Raw genomic sequence first — 17,260 nt, 5'->3', positions numbered from 1 at the left:
GCACTTAATGTGCTCTCCGTGCGAGTCAGGACTGTCCGAGCAGGCGACCTTATATGTCTGCCGCCCGGCGGCGGGGCTCCTCGCCTCGTATCCCTAGGCTAGTTCTTCAGCGAGTTCAGCGGCGCCGGGAAGCGTCCACCGCGATGGGCAAGCACGGTGCCGGCGTTGGGGTTCACCGGCATGATGGGCGCACGGCCGAACAGGCCGCCGTACTCGACGCAGTCGCCCACGCCCTTGCCGATGGCGGGAATCACGCGGACGGCCGTGGTCTTGTTGTTGATGACGCCGATGGCCATCTCGTCGGCGATGATGCCGGCGATGGTCTCGACCGGGGTGTCGCCGGGGATGGCGATCATGTCCAGGCCAACGGAGCACACGCAAGTCATGGCCTCGAGCTTCTCGAGCGAAAGCGCGCCGGCTTCGACGGCGGCGATCATGCCGGCGTCCTCGGACACGGGGATGAAAGCGCCGGAGAGACCGCCCACGCTGGAGCTGGCCATAACGCCGCCCTTCTTGACGGCATCGTTGAGCATGGCGAGTGCGCAGGTCGTGCCCGGGCCACCGCAGGTGCCAACACCGATGATCTCGAGGATGCGGGCAACGGAATCGCCGATGGCAGGCGTAGGCGCCAGCGACAGGTCGACGATGCCCTTCTCGACACCCAGGCGACGGGCGGCCTCGCGGCTCATGAGCTCACCGGCACGGGTGATCTTAAAGGCGGTCTGCTTAATCTTCTCGGCGACCTCCATCATCGATGCGGAATCGGGCAGCGTCTCCAGGGCTGCGGCCATAACGCCGGGGCCCGAGACGCCTACGTTGATGACGGCGTCGGCCTCGCCACCGCCGTGGACGGCGCCCGCCATAAACGGGGAGTCCTCGACCATGTTGGCAAAGCAGACAAACTTGGAAGCGCCGACGGAATCCTGGTCGGCCGTGAGTTTAGCGGCATCGATGATGGTCTGGGCGGCCATGAGCACGGCATCCATGTTGATACCGGCGCGCAGGCTGGCGACGTTGACGCTGGAGCAGACGCGGCTCGTGGTGGCGAGCGCCTGGGGGATGGACTGGATGACGCGGCGGTCGGCGTCGCCGATGCCCTTCTGGACGAGCGCGGAGAAGCCGCCCAGGTAATCGATGCCGAGCGTCTCGGCCGCGCGGTCGAGGGCGTGCGCGATGGGGGTGAGGTCCTCATCCTTGCAGCACGCGGCGATCTGGGCCACCGGGGTGACGGAAACGCGCTTGTTGACGATGGGGATACCGTACTCGCGCTCGAGGTTCTCGGCGGTCTCGACCAGATGCTCAGCCGTGTGCGTCACGTGGTCGTAGATCTTCGTGCACATGCGGTCGAGGTTCTCGTCACCGCAACCCATGAGCGAAACACCCATGGTGATGGTCCTGATGTCGAGGTTCTGCTCCTCAACCATGCCGCGGGTTTCCGCGATTTCTGCGGGCGTGATCGCCATCCTTGCGCTCCTATCTGCCAAAACGAGCATAGTCTTATCTATTCTAACGTGCCGCACGTGCCAAGTGACGCATGCGGCACGTTTTGGTGCACGGTTGTTTCCGTTGTGTTACTGCCCAAAGACCTCTTCGGCGATGCGCGCGCTTTCGGCGGCATCCTTGGCATAGTAGTCTGCGCCGATCTGCTTGGCGTATTCGGGGGTGAGCACGGCGCCGCCCACGATGATCTTGACGCCCGGAACCTCGGTATGGAGCAGCTTGATGGTCTCTTCCATGGCGACGACCGTGGTAGTCATAAGCGCCGAGAGGCCGACGAGCTTAATATCGCGCTCCTTGACGGTCTTGAGTACCTCCTGCGGATCGACGTCGCGGCCCAGGTCAAAGACGGTGTAGCCGTAGTTGTCGAGCAGCATTTTGACGATGTTCTTGCCAATATCGTGGATGTCGCCCTTGACGGTGGCCACGCAGATCTTGCCCTTGTCGGCGATCTCGCCGGCGGGCATCAGGCGCTTGATGGTGTCGAAGCCCACGCGTGCGGCTTCGGCCGAGGCCATAAGCTGCGGCAAGAAGAACTTGCCCTGGTCAAAGAGGACGCCAACCTCGTCGAGGGCGGGGATAAAGTGATTGTTGATAAGGTCCATGGCGTCGTGGTCTGTCAGCAGACGCTCGGTCTCGGCAGCGATCTCGCCTTTGCGGCCCGAGACGACCATTCGACGAATCGGGTCGTCGTTGCCGTCGGTGCCGGCGGTGCCGGCAGCGGGCGCGGCATCACTCGATGCGGCCTGAGCCGCTGCCGGGTTGGCGGCGATCTTGTACGGATCGGTCCAGCCGGCATAGCGCTCGATGTATCCGGTCGAGCCCTCGTCCTCAACGCTCAGGACGCGATAGCTGTAGACGGTGTCCATAAAGCGCTTGGAGCCCGGGTTCATGATGGGGGCATCGAGGCCCGCGCCAAAGGCGGCGGCCAAAAAGACCGAACCCAGCAGCGGGCGAGCGGGCAGGCCAAAGCTGATGTTCGACACGCCGAGCGCGCATTTGACACCCAGGCGCTCCTTGCACAGGGACATGGCGCGCAGGATCTGCTCGGCCTGGCGTTGATTGGTCGAGGCGGTCATGACCAGGCAGTCGATGAGGATGCGGTCCGGGCCAATGCCGTAGCGGGCGGCCTCGGTCACGATGCGCTCGGCGATGGCGAAGCGAGCCTCGGCGGTATCGGGGATGCCACCTTCGTCGAGCGTGAGGCCGACGACGTTGGTGCCGTAGTGGGCGACCAGCGGGAAGATCTCGTTCATGATCTGCTGCTTGCCGTTGACCGAGTTGATGATGGGCTTGCCGGCGTAGCGACGTACGGCGGCCTCGACGGCGGCGGGGTCGGTAGAGTCGATCTGCAACGGCAACAGCGTGGAGCCTTGGAGCTGCTCGGTCGCTTGCTGGATGACCTTGACCTCGTCGATCTCGGGCAGGCCCACGTTGACGTCCAGGATGTCGGCGCCCTGTTCTTGCTGGCTGATGCCCTGGCTCACGACGTAGTCCAGGTCGCCGTCGCGCAGGGCCTGCTGCAGGCGCTTTTTGCCGGTGGGATTGATGCGCTCGCCGATGACGGCAATCTTGTGGCCGTCGCAGGGAAGGTCCACCACAGTCTGGGCACTTGTGACCGACATGCTGGGCTTGCGGTGGCGCGGACTGGGCGTGTGGTTATCGATAAGCGTGCGCAAGGCGGCCATGTGCGCCGGCGTGGTGCCGCAGCAGCCGCCCACGACGCTCACGCCGTCCTCAATCATGCCGGCGACGGCTTTGGCGTATTCGGGGGCCTGGATGTCAAAGACGGTATTACCGTCGTCGTCCACGTGGGGCAGTCCCGCATTGGCCTGCACCATAACGGGTTTGTCCGTAACGGTGAGCATACGTGCGGCGAGCCCTCGGAGCTCGGCCGGTCCCTGGCTGCAGTTGATGCCCAAAACGTCGGCGCCGATGGCGTCGAGCGTGATGGCGGCCACCTCGGGACTCGTGCCCAGGAACGTGCGACCGTCTTCCTCAAAGGTCATGGTGGCAAAGACGGGCAGGTCGGAGTTCTCTCGGCAGGCGAGGACGGCCGCCTTGATCTCGGCAAGGTCGGTCATGGTCTCGATAATAAAGAGGTCCACGCCCGCATCGACGCCGGCGCGCACTTCCTCGGCAAAGAGGTCGTAGGCCTCGTCGAAGCTGAGGGTACCCAAGGGGCGCAGCAGCGCGCCGATGGGGCCGATATCGCCGGCGACGTAGTGGGCACCGGCTGCGCGGGCGCAGGCGACAGCGGCGGCAAAGACATCTGCCACGGTGGCGGTACCGTCGAGCTTGTGGGCGTTGGCGCCAAAGGTGTTGGCGGTGATCACGTCGCAGCCGGCCTCGACGTACTGTCGCTGAATGTCGGTAATGACCTGGGGCTCCTCAAAGTTGAGCAGCTCGGGCAGGGCGCCTGCCTTCATACCAGCGGCCTGCAACATGGTGCCCATGCCGCCGTCGAACAGCAAGTGCCCCGTGCCCTCGATGGCCGCACGCAGGCGATCGTCCTTAATGCGCAGATCGTCGATCGTGCGCGTCTTGTACGCGGCGCCGTTGCAGCGCGCGGCATTGACAGGTGCCGCCAGCGCAGCACCGTCCAGATCATGAGTAATAAGCGGAGTAAACATCGAGGGCTCCTAATGGCTGGAATAGCAGGTGGTGTGGGCGGCACGGAAGCGACAGTGCTCGCGCATGCGGCAGATATTGCAGGTGGGGCGGCTCTGGGCGTCGTGGACTTCGCCGTCAAACAGACCAATCACCGCGGTCACGCTCTTGGTGGGCATGAGCAGGCTGGTGGGCGTGACGGTAAGCCCGATGAGCCGCGTGGCGTTGAGCGCGTCCACGATTGAGCGCTGTGCCGTAAGCGGGCAGTCGCCGTAGCCGGGACTGAAGCGCCAGTTGCCGGCGAGTCCGTGTGCGGCGGCCGCAGCCTTGACCTGCTGGTCCATCTGCTCGACGGCGGCTTCTACATAGGCAGAGCATGCGGCGTCGAGCACGGCTCCCTCCAGGGGCTGCTGGGCTCCCGTGGTGCGCAGGCGACGCTCGGCGTCCATGCCGAGGGTGCATGCCATGAGCGCGGCAAAGCGGGCGTCTTTGAGATGTCGATAGATATCGCGACCTCGCAGCTCAACGTTGGTGCCGACCAAGCGAATGCAAGGCTCACTTTGTTCGTCCACGCCCGTGGCATCGACGGCAAACACGCGGCGCACGCCACGGGGCTCAATGTCCAGTTCCAGGCGCTCGACTACAAGCTCAATACGTCGTGACAGCTCGGGCTCAATCTGCTGGCCGCCGTAACCCAGATAGCGCAGCATCTCGGCACGGTCGACACGGGGATGGTGCGCAGCATCGACACGGTAAAGCGCCGGCGACGCAAAGTCGGCCGGCACTTCGACAGCGGTTGTATCGATGTGCGGTTTTTCCATTACCCCAGGCGCTCCATAATAGTCGCGGCGATCGCAGGACGATTCATAGTGTACAGGTGCAGACCGGCGGCGCCGTGCTCCTTAAGGTCGCAAAGCTGACGGGCGGCATAATCTACACCGGCTGCCTGCAGGCTCTCGGGGTCGTTCTCGTACTTGGCGAGAATCTTGATGACGGGGGAGGGCAGCGACGCGCCGCACATAAAGACCATGCGGCTGATCTGCGACATGCCCATAAACGGCATGATGCCCGCGGTAATGGGCACGGTGATGCCGGCCTTGTCGGCAAGCTCGCGGAAGCGATAGAAGCACTCGTTATCAAAGAAGAGCTGCGTCACAAAGAAGCTCGCGCCGGCGTCTTGCTTTTGCTTGAGGTGCTCGACCGAGAGGTTGAGATCCTCGCAGGCAATGTGGCCCTCGGGGTAGGCTGCGGCGCCCACACAAAAGCCGGCGTCGACGAGCTCGGGGATGAGGTCGCGGGCGTAGGCGTAGTCCGAGGCGGGCTTGTCGTCCTCGGTCGCGCCGGCAGGGAGATCGCCACGCAGGGCCAGGATGTTTTCCACGCCGGCGGTGCGGTACTCATCGATCTTGGCGGCGATATCGGCGTGGGTACGGCCCACACAGGTGAGGTGCGCCACCGAGGGCGTATCGAATTCGCTCGTAATCATATGCGCGATGGGGGCGGTGGTGGCACCGTTGCCCGAGCCGCCAGCGGAACAAGTGACCGAGACAAAGCTCGGCGAAAGCTTGCACAGATTGCCTGCCACCTCGCGAGCCGTGTTGAGGGTAAGCTCGCCCTTGGGCGGGAACATCTCAAACGAAACGGGAGTGGTGCCCTGGGATGCTGCCTGCTTAAAAACCTCGTCGACGCGCATATCGTGCTCCTTTAGATGCTTTAGTGCGATGTGTTAAGGATTCTACAGCACCGCTGTGCCACGGTGGAGTTTTACTCGCGATTTAGGGATACCAATCAAAGATGCCTTGCTATCGGCATTGCCTATAGCAGAGCGGGCAATGTAGGAAAGGGCTATATTGAATGGTATCTGATGCGAAATACCAGTTAATAAAGCCCCATCCCAAATTGACTACCCTTAAACTATGGGGAGAGGTCTGCAATTTATACAGTTGATTGGCCATTAAGGGCGGCAGCGCCGCTGTGATGCGGTAACCTCATTGATTGGTTTCGCGACAGCAACATAACGGTAATGTCGCGGAAACACGGCGAGTCTAAGCTATGACTCGTTCGTTAGTAATCAACACCGCATCTCACGCGGTGCCGATACGAAGGGAGTTCCGTATGGCCGATCTTACTGACCGCTTCGGGACCATGGTGTTCTCTGAGGAAGTCATGAAGGACTACCTCCCCAAGGACATTTGGAAGCGCCTTGCTGCAACCCTCGAGGACGGTGAGCCGCTCGACCTGGATGTGGCCAACGCCGTTGCCCACGCCATGAAGGTCTGGGCCATCTCCAAGGGCGCGACGCACTACGCGCACTGGTTCCAGCCGCTTTCGGGTATTACTTCCGAGAAGCACGACAGCTTCCTCGAGCCCAACCACGACGGCACCGCCATTACCAAGTTTACGGGCAAGAACCTCATCCAGGGCGAGCCGGACGCCTCCAGCTTCCCCAACGGCGGTCTGCGTGCCACCTTCGAGGCCCGTGGCTACACCGCTTGGGATCCCACCAGCCCCGCCTTTATCAAGGACGACGTCCTGTGCATCCCCACGGCTTTCTGCTCCTACACGGGCGAGGCCCTGGACAAGAAGACCCCGCTGCTGCGCTCCATGACTGCGCTCTCGCGTGAGTCTAAGCGTGTTCTGGCGCTGTTCGGCAAGACCCCCAAGAAGGTCGTTCCTTCCGTTGGCGACGAGCAGGAGTACTTCCTGATCAAGAAGGACGCCTACCGCAAGCGCAAGGACCTAGTCATCACCGGCCGCACGCTCTTTGGCGCCGCTCCCTGCAAGGGCCAGGAGCTCGAGGAGCACTACTTTGGCGCAATCCGCCCCACCGTCTCGTCCTATATGAAGGACCTGGACAACGAGCTGTGGGCGCTCGGCATTCCCGCCAAGACCAAGCACAACGAGGTTGCCCCCTGCCAGCATGAGCTCGCCCCTGTCTATGGCGAGGTCAACGAGGCCATCGACCAGAACCTGGTTATGATGGAGAAGATGAAGCTCATCGCCTCCCGCCACGATCTGGTCTGCCTGCTGCACGAGAAGCCGTTCGAGGGCATCAACGGTTCGGGCAAGCACAACAACTGGTCGCTCGGCACCGAGTCCGAGAATCTGCTCGATCCGGGCGACACTCCGCTTGACAACCTGCAGTTCATCGTCTTCCTCACTGCGGTGATCGAGGCCGTCGATAACTATCAGGAGCTCCTGCGCGCCTCCGTCGCCTCGGCCGGCAACGACCATCGTCTGGGCGCCAACGAGGCTCCTCCGGCGATTATGTCCATCTTCCTGGGCGACCAGCTTACCGAGGTCGTCGAGAAGATCATCGATGGCAAAGCTTCCGTCCATGCCACGCGCGGCGTGCTCGACCTGGGCGCCGATACCCTGCCCAAGCTGATGCAAGACAACACCGACCGCAACCGCACCTCCCCGTTCGCCTTCACTGGCAACAAGTTCGAGTTCCGTGCCTGCGGCTCTGAGCAGAACGTCTCCGACTCCAACCTGGTGCTCGATGCCGCCGTGGCCAAGTCGCTCAAGTCCTTCGCCGACGCACTCGAGGGTACGCCCGAGGATAAGTTCCAGGACGCCGCGCTCGAGTACTGCAAGAAGGTGCTGACCGATCACCAGCGCATCCTGTTCTCCGGCGACGGTTACTCCGACGAGTGGCCCATCGAGGCCGAGAAGCGCGGCCTTGCCAACAACAAGACCACGGCCGACGCCCTGCCCGCCTTTGTTTCCGATAAGGCCATTGCGCTCTTTGAGGAGACGGGTGTCCTGACCCGCGCCGAGGCCCAGTGCCGCTACGACTGCAAGCTCGAGAAGTACAACAAGCTTATGAACATCGAGGCCACCACGATGATTCGCGAGGCGCGTCGTACTTATCGCCCGGTCATTACCGCCTATGCCACCAAGGTCGCCAAGGGCTTGGAGGCAATCCGTGCCGCCGGTGCCGATGCCGCCATGCAGTGCGAGCAGAACACGCTCAACAAGCTCTGCAACGGCATCACCACCATCAACGACTCCATCAAGGCGCTCGACGCCGTGCATCAGAAGGCCGAGGCCCTCGATGGTCAGGAGCAGGCCAACGTGTATGCGCACGAGGTCGTTCCCGCTATGGATACGCTGCGCGCCGCCGTGGATGCCATGGAGGAGATCGTGGCTGCCGACTACTGGCCGGTTCCGACCTACGACGACATCCTGTTCTACGTGTAGGGCGTAACTGACATATCGTCACGGTATTGAGCCGGGGTCCGCATCGCGCGGGCCCCGGCTATTTGTTTGCGAAGGACGCTTTGGAGTCCGTTTTGCCGCCGATTTGCCGGGATCCGCACCCTGTCGGGTTCGAATCCCGGCATATCGGTAGCAAAAAGCCCGCTACCGAATTGGTAACGGGCTTCTCAGATTCTGTGGTGCCCCCAGCGGGATTCGAACCCGCGATATCCACCTTGAAAGGGTGGCGTCCTTGGCCGCTAGACGATGGGGACAGCGGGAAAGAGTATAGCAGACTTTTTTGCCGGCGCGTATATCGTTGGCAAACTGGAAAACCACCACAAAGGTACCTGTCCCCTTTGTGGTGGTGGGGTGCTAGGGGAGGAGCTTCATGGCGGCGTCGTGGGCGGCGCGCTCGTAGGTGTCGTCGAGGGGCTTGAGCGGCAGCAGGGCTGTGGCCTGCGCATCGCCGCGGCGCTCGAGGGCGTGCGCGATCAGCCAGTCGGCGAGTTCGGGGTTTTTGGGCAGCGCCGGCCCGTGCAGGTACGTGCCGATCACGCCCTTGTAGATCAGACCCTCAAAGCCGTCGTCGCCGTTGTTGCCGGTGCCAGTGACGACGGACGTTCCGAGCGGCGTGGCATCGGCGTCCAAAAGCGTGCGGCCGCCGTGGTTCTCGAATCCGACAAAGGGCTCGGGTGCCAGGTCGGTCTTGACGGCGACGTTGCCGATCAGGCGGTCGGAGCCACGCACAGTCTCGGCGGCAATGACGCCCAGACCCTCGATGCGATCCTCGCCCATATAGTACGAACGGCCGAGCAGCTGATAGCCGCCACAGATGGCAAGCAGCGAGCCGCCATCCTCAACATAGGCCGCGACCTTGTCTTTTTGAGCGAGCAGTTCGTGTGCCACGGCCAGCTGGTCGCGATCGGAGCCGCCGCCCATCATGACGATATCGGCATCGGTGAGATTGAGCGACTCGCTCATGCGGACCTCGTCCACGCGCACGGGAATGCCGCGCCAGGCGCAGCGGCGCTCGAGGGCGATGACATTGCCGCCGTCGGCGTAGAGGTTGAGGGCATCGGGGTACAGATAGACGATGCGCAACGGGCGCGAAAGCTCGACCGGCGCAATATCGGTGGGGACAGCGCTACCATCGGCGCGCGTTACGGCGTGGGAGACAATCGAGCTTGCATCGTCGTCTTTAAGCCCGTCGAGCTCCTTGACTAACGGCGGGAAGGCCGTGTAGTTGGCGACGGCGTAGAAGGTGTCATCGGCGGCCTCGTCTGCCACGGCGCCGATCGCCTGCGCGACGTCCGAGATAATCGCGGCATCGATGCCGGCGTACTTGAGGCGTACCTGCATGTCGTGCGCACGCGTGCCTCCGGCAAAGGCGACAAGACCCGGCGTGTCGGCGATGCGCTCGAAGTCGACATCGTAGATCCACGAGACATCGTGGCCGTCGGCATCGTTATCGTTTAGGAAGAAGGCGCAGAGCCTGCCACCTGCCGTTTTAATGGACTGGATCTGGCGATCGAAGCCCACGGGATTCTTGGCCAGGTTGGCCTCGACGGTGCGGCCGGCAATATCCCAGCGGCCCATGCGTCCGCCGGCGGGCACGTAGGCATTAAGCGTGGGCTGCAGGTGCGCCGCGTCCACGCCCAGCTCGTGCGCCGCAAAGAAGGCGGCGGCGACGTTATAGACCATGTACAGGCCGTTGTAGCGCGTGGCGATGTGCACGGCGGGCGCGTTGACCTCGGGTCCAAAGGCCAGGTCAAAGCCGTAGCCGTCGCAGCCGAGCTCAACGCCCGTCACGCGGCGGAGCAGCGCGGGGCGACCCCAGCCGCACGAAGGGCAATGATAGGCGCCCAGCTGTCCGTACTGCACATAGTCGTATTCCAGCGGGGCGTTGCACTGCGAGCAAAAACGCGAGTCGCTAATGCGGTCGGACTCGGTGCCCGTGGCGCCGTCGATGCCAAAGGCGATGCTCGTGTTGGGGACGCGCGCGGCGATCGAGGCGCACAGCGGATCGTCGGCGTTGTAGATGAGCGTTGTCGTCGGAGAGAGCTCCAACGCATGGGCGATGACGTCTTGGGTATGGTCAATCTCGCCGTAGCGGTCTAGCTGGTCGCGGAACAGGTTGAGCAGCACAAAGTACGTCGGTTTGAGCTTGGGCAGAACGCGTACGGTGTAGAGCTCGTCGCACTCAAAAACGCCCACGCGCTTGCCGCTGCTGGTGTGCTTAAGGCCGCCGCGGGCCTCGAGCAGAGCACCCACCACACCAGGCTCCATATTGTTGCCGGCACGGTTGCACACCACGGTAGCGCCGCTGGCAGCAACGGCGTCAGCGATGAGGTTGGAGGTGGTGGTCTTGCCATTAGTACCGGTAATCACCACGCTGCGGTCGACCAGGCTCGCGAGGTCGCTTAGCAGCTCGGGGTCGATCTTCATGGCGATGCGGCCGGGAAGCACGCCACCCTGGCGTTTGAGGACAGAGCGCAGTCCCCAGCGGGCGATATCGCTCGAGGTGCAGGCGAGAGATGAGCGGAGGTTCATGAAGCCGTTCCTAACATAGATGACATGGTCGGGGCGATCGCGTCGCTAAAAGCCGTAGCGGCGCGCAAATTCCTGGGCGAGCTGCGATACATCTTCGCAGGCGTTGGCCCAGGGGGCAAAGTCGGGGGTGTCCGAGATAATGCCGTCGGCCTCCCAAACTGCCTGGTGCGAAAGGTCCCAGGGGTCGCGCGGCTCGGGTCGGCAGGGAAGATACGGCGTCTGGTACATGGGATTCAGCAAGAAGAACGCGCCGCCCTCGCAGCGGTTAGCGAACTCACGCAGCGCACGCACCGCCGGGCGCATCTTGTTTGTTTTGAACAGCAAGATCGTGCGGGCGAGCAGGTACCAAGGAGAGTTTTCGAGTGCGTCTGCCCCCATCTGTTCCTCGAGCTGATGCGCCAGGGCAAAAAAGCCGTCCTGGTCTTCCAAGCGGGCGAGGGCAAGCAATACGGTGCCGGCGGCCCGGGTGGGATAGCCCTCCGCCTTAAGGACACGGCGAGCATAGTTGGCGGCGGCGCGGTAACGAGCGCTCGCCATGCACAGCTGCGAGATGGCCTCGAGTGTGTGAAGCCACCCGATAAGGGCCGGCTCGCTCACGGTAAGGTCCGCTGCGGTGACACCGTCGGCCAAAACATTATTGGCCCAATAGTGCGGGGCCTCCATATCAAACCCGGGCACGCTCTGTTGCAGGTAGTCGGCCGTGCTCGCCTCGAGCTTCATCAGGTCGCCCAGGCAGGCGTCAACGGGCGTGTCCGCCAAAATGATGGCGAGCAGCTGGGCATCGACGGCCAGCGCATCGATGCGGACGATCTTGAGCAGCTCATCACGCATATCGTCGAACAGGCGATTGCGCGTCTGCTCGAACTCCTCGTCGCTGCCCATGTCCTCGATGCGACGGAGCTCGTCGAGCAGGTGGCGATGAACACCGGCATAGGACAGCAGCGCCTGGGCATGCTCGGACTGCGCATACTTTTGGGGATTCGCGCTAATGTCGTTATGGACAAGCTCGCGTGCTGCATCGGTGAGCTCGGGGTGCGATGCCAGATAGGTGCGCTCCAAGTAGGCGGGGATGTAGACGCTCGGATCCATTAGAGGTCCCCTCCCTTAAATGGAAGCCCCTGCTCGGCTGCGCGCAGGATGCGCTCGTCGATCTGGGAGCGCACGATGTCGTTGGTGGCGACCCAGGCGGCAAAGCTGGCGTTGTCGGGAGCGCCCAGGCCCTCCTGCAGTACCGGCGTCGCCTCGGACAATGCAAGGACAAACTCGTCGGTCGAGCCCACGCCCACGTTAACGCGGGCATAGACGCCATCGGGAAACTCGGTTTGGAAGTAGAGCGCCTCGGCGGCGTGGGGGCACGAACGCACAAGGATACGCAGGTAGTGTTCGGCACTCTCGTAGTCCAGCTCGCGCCAGGCTGCGCTCATCAGTGCGATGAGCGTCCACGGGTCCAAGTCGCGCTCTGCATCCTTGGGACGGCGGCGCAGCGGGGTATTCGCGAGGTACGGCACGGAGTGAGCGGAGCGAAAGCGCTTGAGCTCCTCGGCGGGGTATTCGAGCTTTGCCATGGCAAGCATCGCAGTATGGCGGACGCCGGCAGGATCGTTGGGCGCAAAGTCCAGGCTGCGATTCGCGGCATCCAACGACATGCGATAGCGTCCGCTAATGAGGGAGCGCGATGCAAGGGCGGCAAGCCAGCGCAGGTAGGGGCGGCGCATAAGGTCGCCTGCGGCTTCACGCTCGTAGGGGTCCTGCGCCGAGGCAATCTTGAGCGCCAGGTCGTGTTCGACTTCATCGCACTTGGATACCAAGTACTGTACGTATTCCTCGTTGGAGTCAGCGGTGAGGGCCGTCAGCATGCGCTGCGCATCCCAGTTGGCCGGATCGAGTGCGGCGGCCTCGCGAAGCATGTTCTCGGCAGCGGCCTCTTCTTGCTCTGCCTGGGCGTCGTCGGGGATAAAGGGAATGCGGTAGTCGACGGCCTCGACCACCTTGGCAATCAGATGCCCGGCGCGGTCGCGGTCGTGCACGATGAGCGGCGCGGGGTTGCGGGTGAATTGCTCCATCAGACGCTCGACGGCGGGGCCGTCGGTGAGCGGGATATTGTCGCGGCGCAAGGCCTCAAGAACGAGGCGATGGCAATCCTCTTGAATGGGATCGAATGCCATGGGGCCTCCTTTGCTGCGGTTAGGGTTCAAATGTCTCTATATAAGGTTCTAGTTTACCCGCATGTGGCACACCGGGGGTGCCGCACTTGGACATGCACCTTTGCACCACGAAGACGGATGTCGCACAAATGTCGGCACCTTGGACGACTGAGTGGTATCACGGTGCCGCAAACGGTCGATTTTTGGCGGCGAACGGGGCGCATTTTGGAGGAGCACCGTCCTGCCCGGGATATGTGGTCAACCTTGATAAAACGTTTGCCCAGCTTGGGAGTATGAATGCCCCACAAGGGTCTTCAGGGATAGAAAAAACGTTTCATCATTGTCGGCTTTAGGTGAATAACTGACCAACCAGAACGGTAGAATAGTGTTTGTCTGAGCGTCGAGACGTTTAGACATCGCGCATTGTCATCGCCGGCAACGCGCAAACCGGTCCTAACGGAGCCAATCGGGTGCTCCGTTATATACGCAAGTCTAAGAGGGGCTTGTTTAGGAGGCACAGTATGGGACGTTTTACCAATCCTCGCGATCTGTACTTTGGTGAGGGCGCTCGCCACGAGGTGAAGAACCTCAAGGGCAAGAAGGCCATCATCGTTTCTGGCGGCAGCTCTATGCGCCGCGGCGGGTTCCTGCAGGACGTCGAGAACGACCTTAAGGAAGGCGGTTTCGAGGTCAAGCTGTTCGAGGGCGTCGAGTCCGACCCGTCCATCGAGACGGTCATGAAGGGCGCCGAGGCCATGCGCGAGTTCGAGCCCGACTGGATTATCGCCATCGGTGGCGGCTCGCCCATCGATGCCGCTAAGGCCATGTGGGTCTTCTACGAGTATCCCGAGGAGTCCTTCGATAACATCATCCAGCCGTTCAGCTTCCCGGAGCTGCGTCAGAAGGCTCATTTCTGCGCCATCTCCTCTACCTCCGGCACCGCTACCGAGGTCACCGCGTTCTCCGTCATTACCGACTACGCCAAGGGCATCAAGTACCCGCTGGCCGACTTCAACATCACCCCTGATGTCGCCATCGTCGACCCCGAGCTCACCTACACCATGCCCGCCAAGCTGTGCGCTCACACCGGCATGGATGCTCTGACCCACTGCATGGAGGCCTACGTTTCCACCTGCGCCTCTATGTTCACCGACGCCAACGCCCTGCACGGCATCCGCGAGATCGTCGAGTGGCTGCCCAAGTCCTATGCTGGCGACCATGAGGCCCGTCAGCACATGCACGAGGCTCAGTGCATCGCCGGTATCGCCTTCTCCTCGGGCCTGCTCGGCATCGTTCACTCCATGGCTCACAAGACCGGTGCTGCCTTCGAGAACGGCCACATCATCCACGGTGCCGCTAACGCCATGTACCTGGGCAAGGTTATCCAGTGGAACTCCAAGGATCCGCGTGCTGCTGAGCGTTACGCTTACGTGGCCAAGGAGATCCTGCACCTTCCCGGCGAGACCAACGAGGAGCTCATCGCTGCGCTCGTCCAGAAGATTCGCGACCTCAATGACCAGCTCAACATTCCGCAGTCCATCAAGGATTACGCGAATGGTGGCGTGAAGGTCGACGCCGAGAACCCGCAGATGGTTTCCGAGGAGGAGTTCCTCGCCAAGCTGCCCGAGATCGCTGCGAACGCCGAGACCGACGCCTGCACGCCCGAGAACCCGCGTGAGACCAAGGCTGCCGACTTCGAGAAGATCCTCAAGGCCTGCTACTACGACACCGACATCGATTTCTAATCGACTCTTGTTATCGTAACGAGGGGCTCCGCACGTATCCGTACGGAGCCCCTTTCTTTTTTCTTTTAGAGAATGGGATAGTTATGGCTGCAATTTTCAATAGCCCCAGCAAGTACATCCAGGGCCCGGACGAGCTGGCCAAGCTCGGCTCTTATGTTGAGCCGCTTGGCGCTAAGGCCCTCGTCATCGTGACGCCTTCGGGCAAGAAGCGCGTCGGCGCCAAGATCGAGGGCGGCTTTGCCGAGGCTAAGGCCGAGCTGCTGTTTGAGGACTTTAACGGTGAGTGCTCCAAGGGCGAGGTCGATCGCCTGGTTGCGCTCGCTCGCGACAACGGTTGCGACATCATCGTCGGCGTCGGTGGCGGCAAAATCCTCGACACCGCGAAGGCCGTCGCCTATTACCTGGAGTCCCCGGTTATCATTTGCCCCACCATTGCTTCGACCGATGCCCCGTGTTCGGCGCTTTCGGTGCTCTATACCGATGACGGCCAGTTCGACAAGTATCTCTTCCTTAAGGCAAACCCCAACATTGTCCTTATGGACACGACGGTTATCGCGGCGAGCCCGGTGCGCCTGACGGTTTCCGGTATGGGCGATGCGCTCGCAACCTATTTCGAGGCTCAGGCGACGCACGATGCCGACGGCGGCACCTGCGCTGGCGGTAAGGGCGGAATGGCCGGCCTGGCGCTCGCCAAGCTCTGCTATGAGACGCTCATGGCCGATGGCGTCAAGGCCAAGGTTGCGCTGGAGAAGGGTGCGCTCACGCCTGCCGTCGAGCATATCATCGAGGCCAATACGCTGCTTTCGGGCATTGGCTTTGAGAGCTCGGGCCTTGCTGCTGCTCATGCCATCCACAATGGCCTGACGATGCTGCCCGAGTGCCACGGCATGTATCACGGCGAGAAGGTCGCCTTTGGCACTATCGTCCAGCTGGTACTCGAGGATGCCCCGACTGAGAAGCTCGAGGAAGTCTTGGGCTTCTGCATTGAGCTGGGCCTGCCGGTCACGATGAAGGAACTTGGCGTTGCCGAGGTTACGCGCGAGCAGGCCATGGTCGTTGCCGAGGCCGCTTGCGTGCCCGAGGACACCATGTGCAACATGCCGTTTGAGGTGACGCCCGAGATGGTCGCAAACGCCATCCTGGGTGCCGACGCGCTGGGCCACTACTATCTCATGGATGAGTAAATCAAGCTAAGGAAGGGGCAAAGCCAACAGATGGCTTTGCCCCTTTTTTGCTAAGGTGCAAAGGGGTCAGGTTACTTTGCACCAATCGTTGTTTGATGAAGGGTGGATTCTCGTATGGCGCTTCCTATGGTTTACGGCGGTCCCGGCCGGTATGTTCAGGGGCCGGGGGAGCTTTCGCGCCAGGGCAGGTATTTGTCATGGTTGGGCTGCGCTGCCTATGTCTTGTTTGACCAGGGCACCGAGGATCGGCTGTGCGGGCAGATCGTCGATGGATTTCTGGACGACGATCTGAGTGAGCCGTTCTTTAAGATTTATGACGGTCCGTGTACGGAAGAGGCCGTTGTCGAAATGGCTAAGGAAGCCCAGGCTGAGTATTGCGACATGGTGGTGGGTATCGGTGGTGGCAAGATGCTCGACATCGCCAAGGCAGTAGCGTTTTATGCCGAGCTGCCGTTGTGCGTATGCCCCACGGCGGCTTCGATGGACGGACCGTGCAGCGCGATTTCGGTGCTGTATCACGAGGATGGATCGTTCGACCGCTACCTGATGCTCGAGAAGAATCCGGACCTGGTCGTGGTCGATACCAACGTGGTCGCGGCGGCCCCACTGCGTATGACGGTCGCTGGTATGGGCGATGCGCTGGCAACGTACTTCGAGGCGCGTTCGTGCGCCGCGGCGAGAGGTGCGAACGAGCACGGTGGTGCGCCGGGGCACTTGGCACTGGTCGCGGCACGTGCCTGCTACGATACGCTTATGGAATGCGGCGTCGCTGCCAAGCGCGATCTCAAAAAGGGGCGTACATCGCCGGCGGTTGAGCGCCTGATCGAGTGCAACATCCTGCTTTCGGGCGTCGGCTTTGAGAGCGGTGGCTTGGCGTTGGCGCATGCCGTCGCCAACGGCCTGACGATTCTGCCTGAGTGCAAGGCCATGCATGGCGAGGCCGTGGCATTTGGCTTGGTGGTTCAGCTGCGCCTGGAGCGTGCGCCCGAGCTTGATCAGGTGCTCGAGTTCTGCCAGCGCGTCGGCCTGCCGACGACGCTCGAGGAGCTGGGCCTTGGCGAGATTTCGGATGCCGATCTGCAGGGTGTTGCAAATGCGGTCTTTAGAAACGAGCGCAATATGGCCAACGAGCAGGCCAAGGCGACCAAACAACAGCTCGTGCAGCTCATGTGCGAAGCATAGCTTGGCACTTGATCGACCTTGTGCAATCGAGGCGGCGATAGGCATAGGCTATTTGCCGCAAAGATGCGCCGCATGTAATTTGCCCGAGGCGTGGGCCGATAGCGTATCATTATCTCTTGCTTGTTTGCACTGCTCAGGGAGGGGC

General features: G+C 62.2%; 11 protein-coding genes and 1 tRNA gene. 4 read left to right on the top strand and 8 right to left on the bottom strand.

What is annotated here, in order from left to right; all coding sequences use genetic code 11:
* Positions 1–98: 98 nt before the first annotated feature.
* The 4 genes from DWX63_RS08050 to DWX63_RS08035 all read right to left on the bottom strand — a co-directional run bounded on the left by DWX63_RS08050 (position 99) and on the right by DWX63_RS08035 (position 5,800).
* Positions 99–1,463 (bottom strand): PFL family protein, encoded by a 1,365-nt coding sequence (locus DWX63_RS08050; protein WP_117843357.1) that lies wholly within the window; start codon positions 1,461–1,463, stop codon positions 99–101.
* Between the two features lie 108 nt (positions 1,464–1,571).
* Positions 1,572–4,130, bottom strand: coding sequence for a homocysteine S-methyltransferase family protein (locus DWX63_RS08045; protein WP_199411154.1), 2,559 nt, complete (start codon positions 4,128–4,130; stop codon positions 1,572–1,574).
* Between the two features lie 9 nt (positions 4,131–4,139).
* Entirely contained in the window at positions 4,140–4,928 is a 789-nt protein-coding gene (locus DWX63_RS08040; protein WP_117843356.1) for a hypothetical protein, read from the bottom strand.
* The gene (locus tag DWX63_RS08035; protein WP_117843355.1) at positions 4,928–5,800 is read right to left on the bottom strand and encodes a methylenetetrahydrofolate reductase; all 873 of its coding nucleotides are present in this window, start codon (positions 5,798–5,800) and stop codon (positions 4,928–4,930) included. Before DWX63_RS08035 ends, DWX63_RS08040 begins: the two co-directional genes overlap by 1 nt.
* Positions 5,801–6,222: 422 nt before the next feature.
* Here DWX63_RS08035 and DWX63_RS08030 point away from each other — a divergent pair, with 422 nt between their 5' ends.
* Entirely contained in the window at positions 6,223–8,310 is a 2,088-nt protein-coding gene (locus tag DWX63_RS08030) for a glutamine synthetase III (RefSeq protein ID WP_117843354.1), read from the top strand.
* 195 nt (positions 8,311–8,505) lie between these two features.
* Here the strand turns inward: DWX63_RS08030 and DWX63_RS08025 are convergent.
* From DWX63_RS08025 to DWX63_RS08005, 4 genes are all read right to left on the bottom strand, one after another.
* Positions 8,506–8,582 (bottom strand) — tRNA-Glu (locus DWX63_RS08025).
* Positions 8,583–8,682: 100 nt separating this feature from the next.
* Positions 8,683–10,860 (bottom strand): MurT ligase domain-containing protein, encoded by a 2,178-nt coding sequence (locus DWX63_RS11520; RefSeq protein ID WP_233514513.1) that lies wholly within the window; start codon positions 10,858–10,860, stop codon positions 8,683–8,685.
* A 45-nt stretch (positions 10,861–10,905) separates the two neighbouring features.
* Entirely contained in the window at positions 10,906–11,949 is a 1,044-nt protein-coding gene (locus tag DWX63_RS08010; RefSeq protein WP_117843353.1) for a hypothetical protein, read from the bottom strand.
* Positions 11,949–13,025, bottom strand: a complete 1,077-nt coding sequence (locus DWX63_RS08005; protein ID WP_117843352.1) for a hypothetical protein — start codon at positions 13,023–13,025, stop codon at positions 11,949–11,951. The genes DWX63_RS08010 and DWX63_RS08005 overlap by 1 nt, the downstream gene beginning before the upstream one ends.
* A gap of 500 nt (positions 13,026–13,525) precedes the next feature.
* Between DWX63_RS08005 and DWX63_RS08000 the strand changes: the two genes are divergently transcribed.
* From DWX63_RS08000 to DWX63_RS07990, 3 genes are all read left to right on the top strand, one after another.
* Positions 13,526–14,749 (top strand): iron-containing alcohol dehydrogenase, encoded by a 1,224-nt coding sequence (locus DWX63_RS08000; RefSeq protein ID WP_089572776.1) that lies wholly within the window; start codon positions 13,526–13,528, stop codon positions 14,747–14,749.
* An 83-nt stretch (positions 14,750–14,832) separates the two neighbouring features.
* Positions 14,833–15,933 (top strand): glycerol dehydrogenase, encoded by a 1,101-nt coding sequence (locus DWX63_RS07995; RefSeq protein WP_117843351.1) that lies wholly within the window; start codon positions 14,833–14,835, stop codon positions 15,931–15,933.
* 114 nt (positions 15,934–16,047) lie between these two features.
* The gene (locus DWX63_RS07990; protein ID WP_117843350.1) at positions 16,048–17,115 is read left to right on the top strand and encodes a glycerol dehydrogenase; all 1,068 of its coding nucleotides are present in this window, start codon (positions 16,048–16,050) and stop codon (positions 17,113–17,115) included.
* Positions 17,116–17,260 lie beyond the last annotated feature (145 nt).

Source organism: Collinsella sp. AF20-14LB, assembly GCF_003459505.1.
Lineage (GTDB): Bacteria > Actinomycetota > Coriobacteriia > Coriobacteriales > Coriobacteriaceae > Collinsella.
The sequence above is the reverse complement of the archived record's forward strand: the minus strand, read 5'-3'. Positions and strand labels throughout refer to the sequence as shown.

What these genes read in the sequence shown, in the direction of transcription:
- DWX63_RS08050 (WP_117843357.1), bottom strand. Translation starts at nt 1,463, where the DNA reads ATGGCGATCACGCCCGCAGAAATCGCGGAAACCCGCGGCATGGTTGAG.
- DWX63_RS08045 (WP_199411154.1), bottom strand. Translation starts at nt 4,130, where the DNA reads ATGTTTACTCCGCTTATTACTCATGATCTGGACGGTGCTGCGCTGGCG.
- DWX63_RS08040 (WP_117843356.1), bottom strand. Translation starts at nt 4,928, where the DNA reads ATGGAAAAACCGCACATCGATACAACCGCTGTCGAAGTGCCGGCCGAC.
- DWX63_RS08035 (WP_117843355.1), bottom strand. Translation starts at nt 5,800, where the DNA reads ATGCGCGTCGACGAGGTTTTTAAGCAGGCAGCATCCCAGGGCACCACT.
- DWX63_RS08030 (WP_117843354.1), top strand. Translation starts at nt 6,223, where the DNA reads ATGGCCGATCTTACTGACCGCTTCGGGACCATGGTGTTCTCTGAGGAA.
- DWX63_RS11520 (WP_233514513.1), bottom strand. Translation starts at nt 10,860, where the DNA reads ATGAACCTCCGCTCATCTCTCGCCTGCACCTCGAGCGATATCGCCCGC.
- DWX63_RS08010 (WP_117843353.1), bottom strand. Translation starts at nt 11,949, where the DNA reads ATGGATCCGAGCGTCTACATCCCCGCCTACTTGGAGCGCACCTATCTG.
- DWX63_RS08005 (WP_117843352.1), bottom strand. Translation starts at nt 13,025, where the DNA reads ATGGCATTCGATCCCATTCAAGAGGATTGCCATCGCCTCGTTCTTGAG.
- DWX63_RS08000 (WP_089572776.1), top strand. Translation starts at nt 13,526, where the DNA reads ATGGGACGTTTTACCAATCCTCGCGATCTGTACTTTGGTGAGGGCGCT.
- DWX63_RS07995 (WP_117843351.1), top strand. Translation starts at nt 14,833, where the DNA reads ATGGCTGCAATTTTCAATAGCCCCAGCAAGTACATCCAGGGCCCGGAC.
- DWX63_RS07990 (WP_117843350.1), top strand. Translation starts at nt 16,048, where the DNA reads ATGGCGCTTCCTATGGTTTACGGCGGTCCCGGCCGGTATGTTCAGGGG.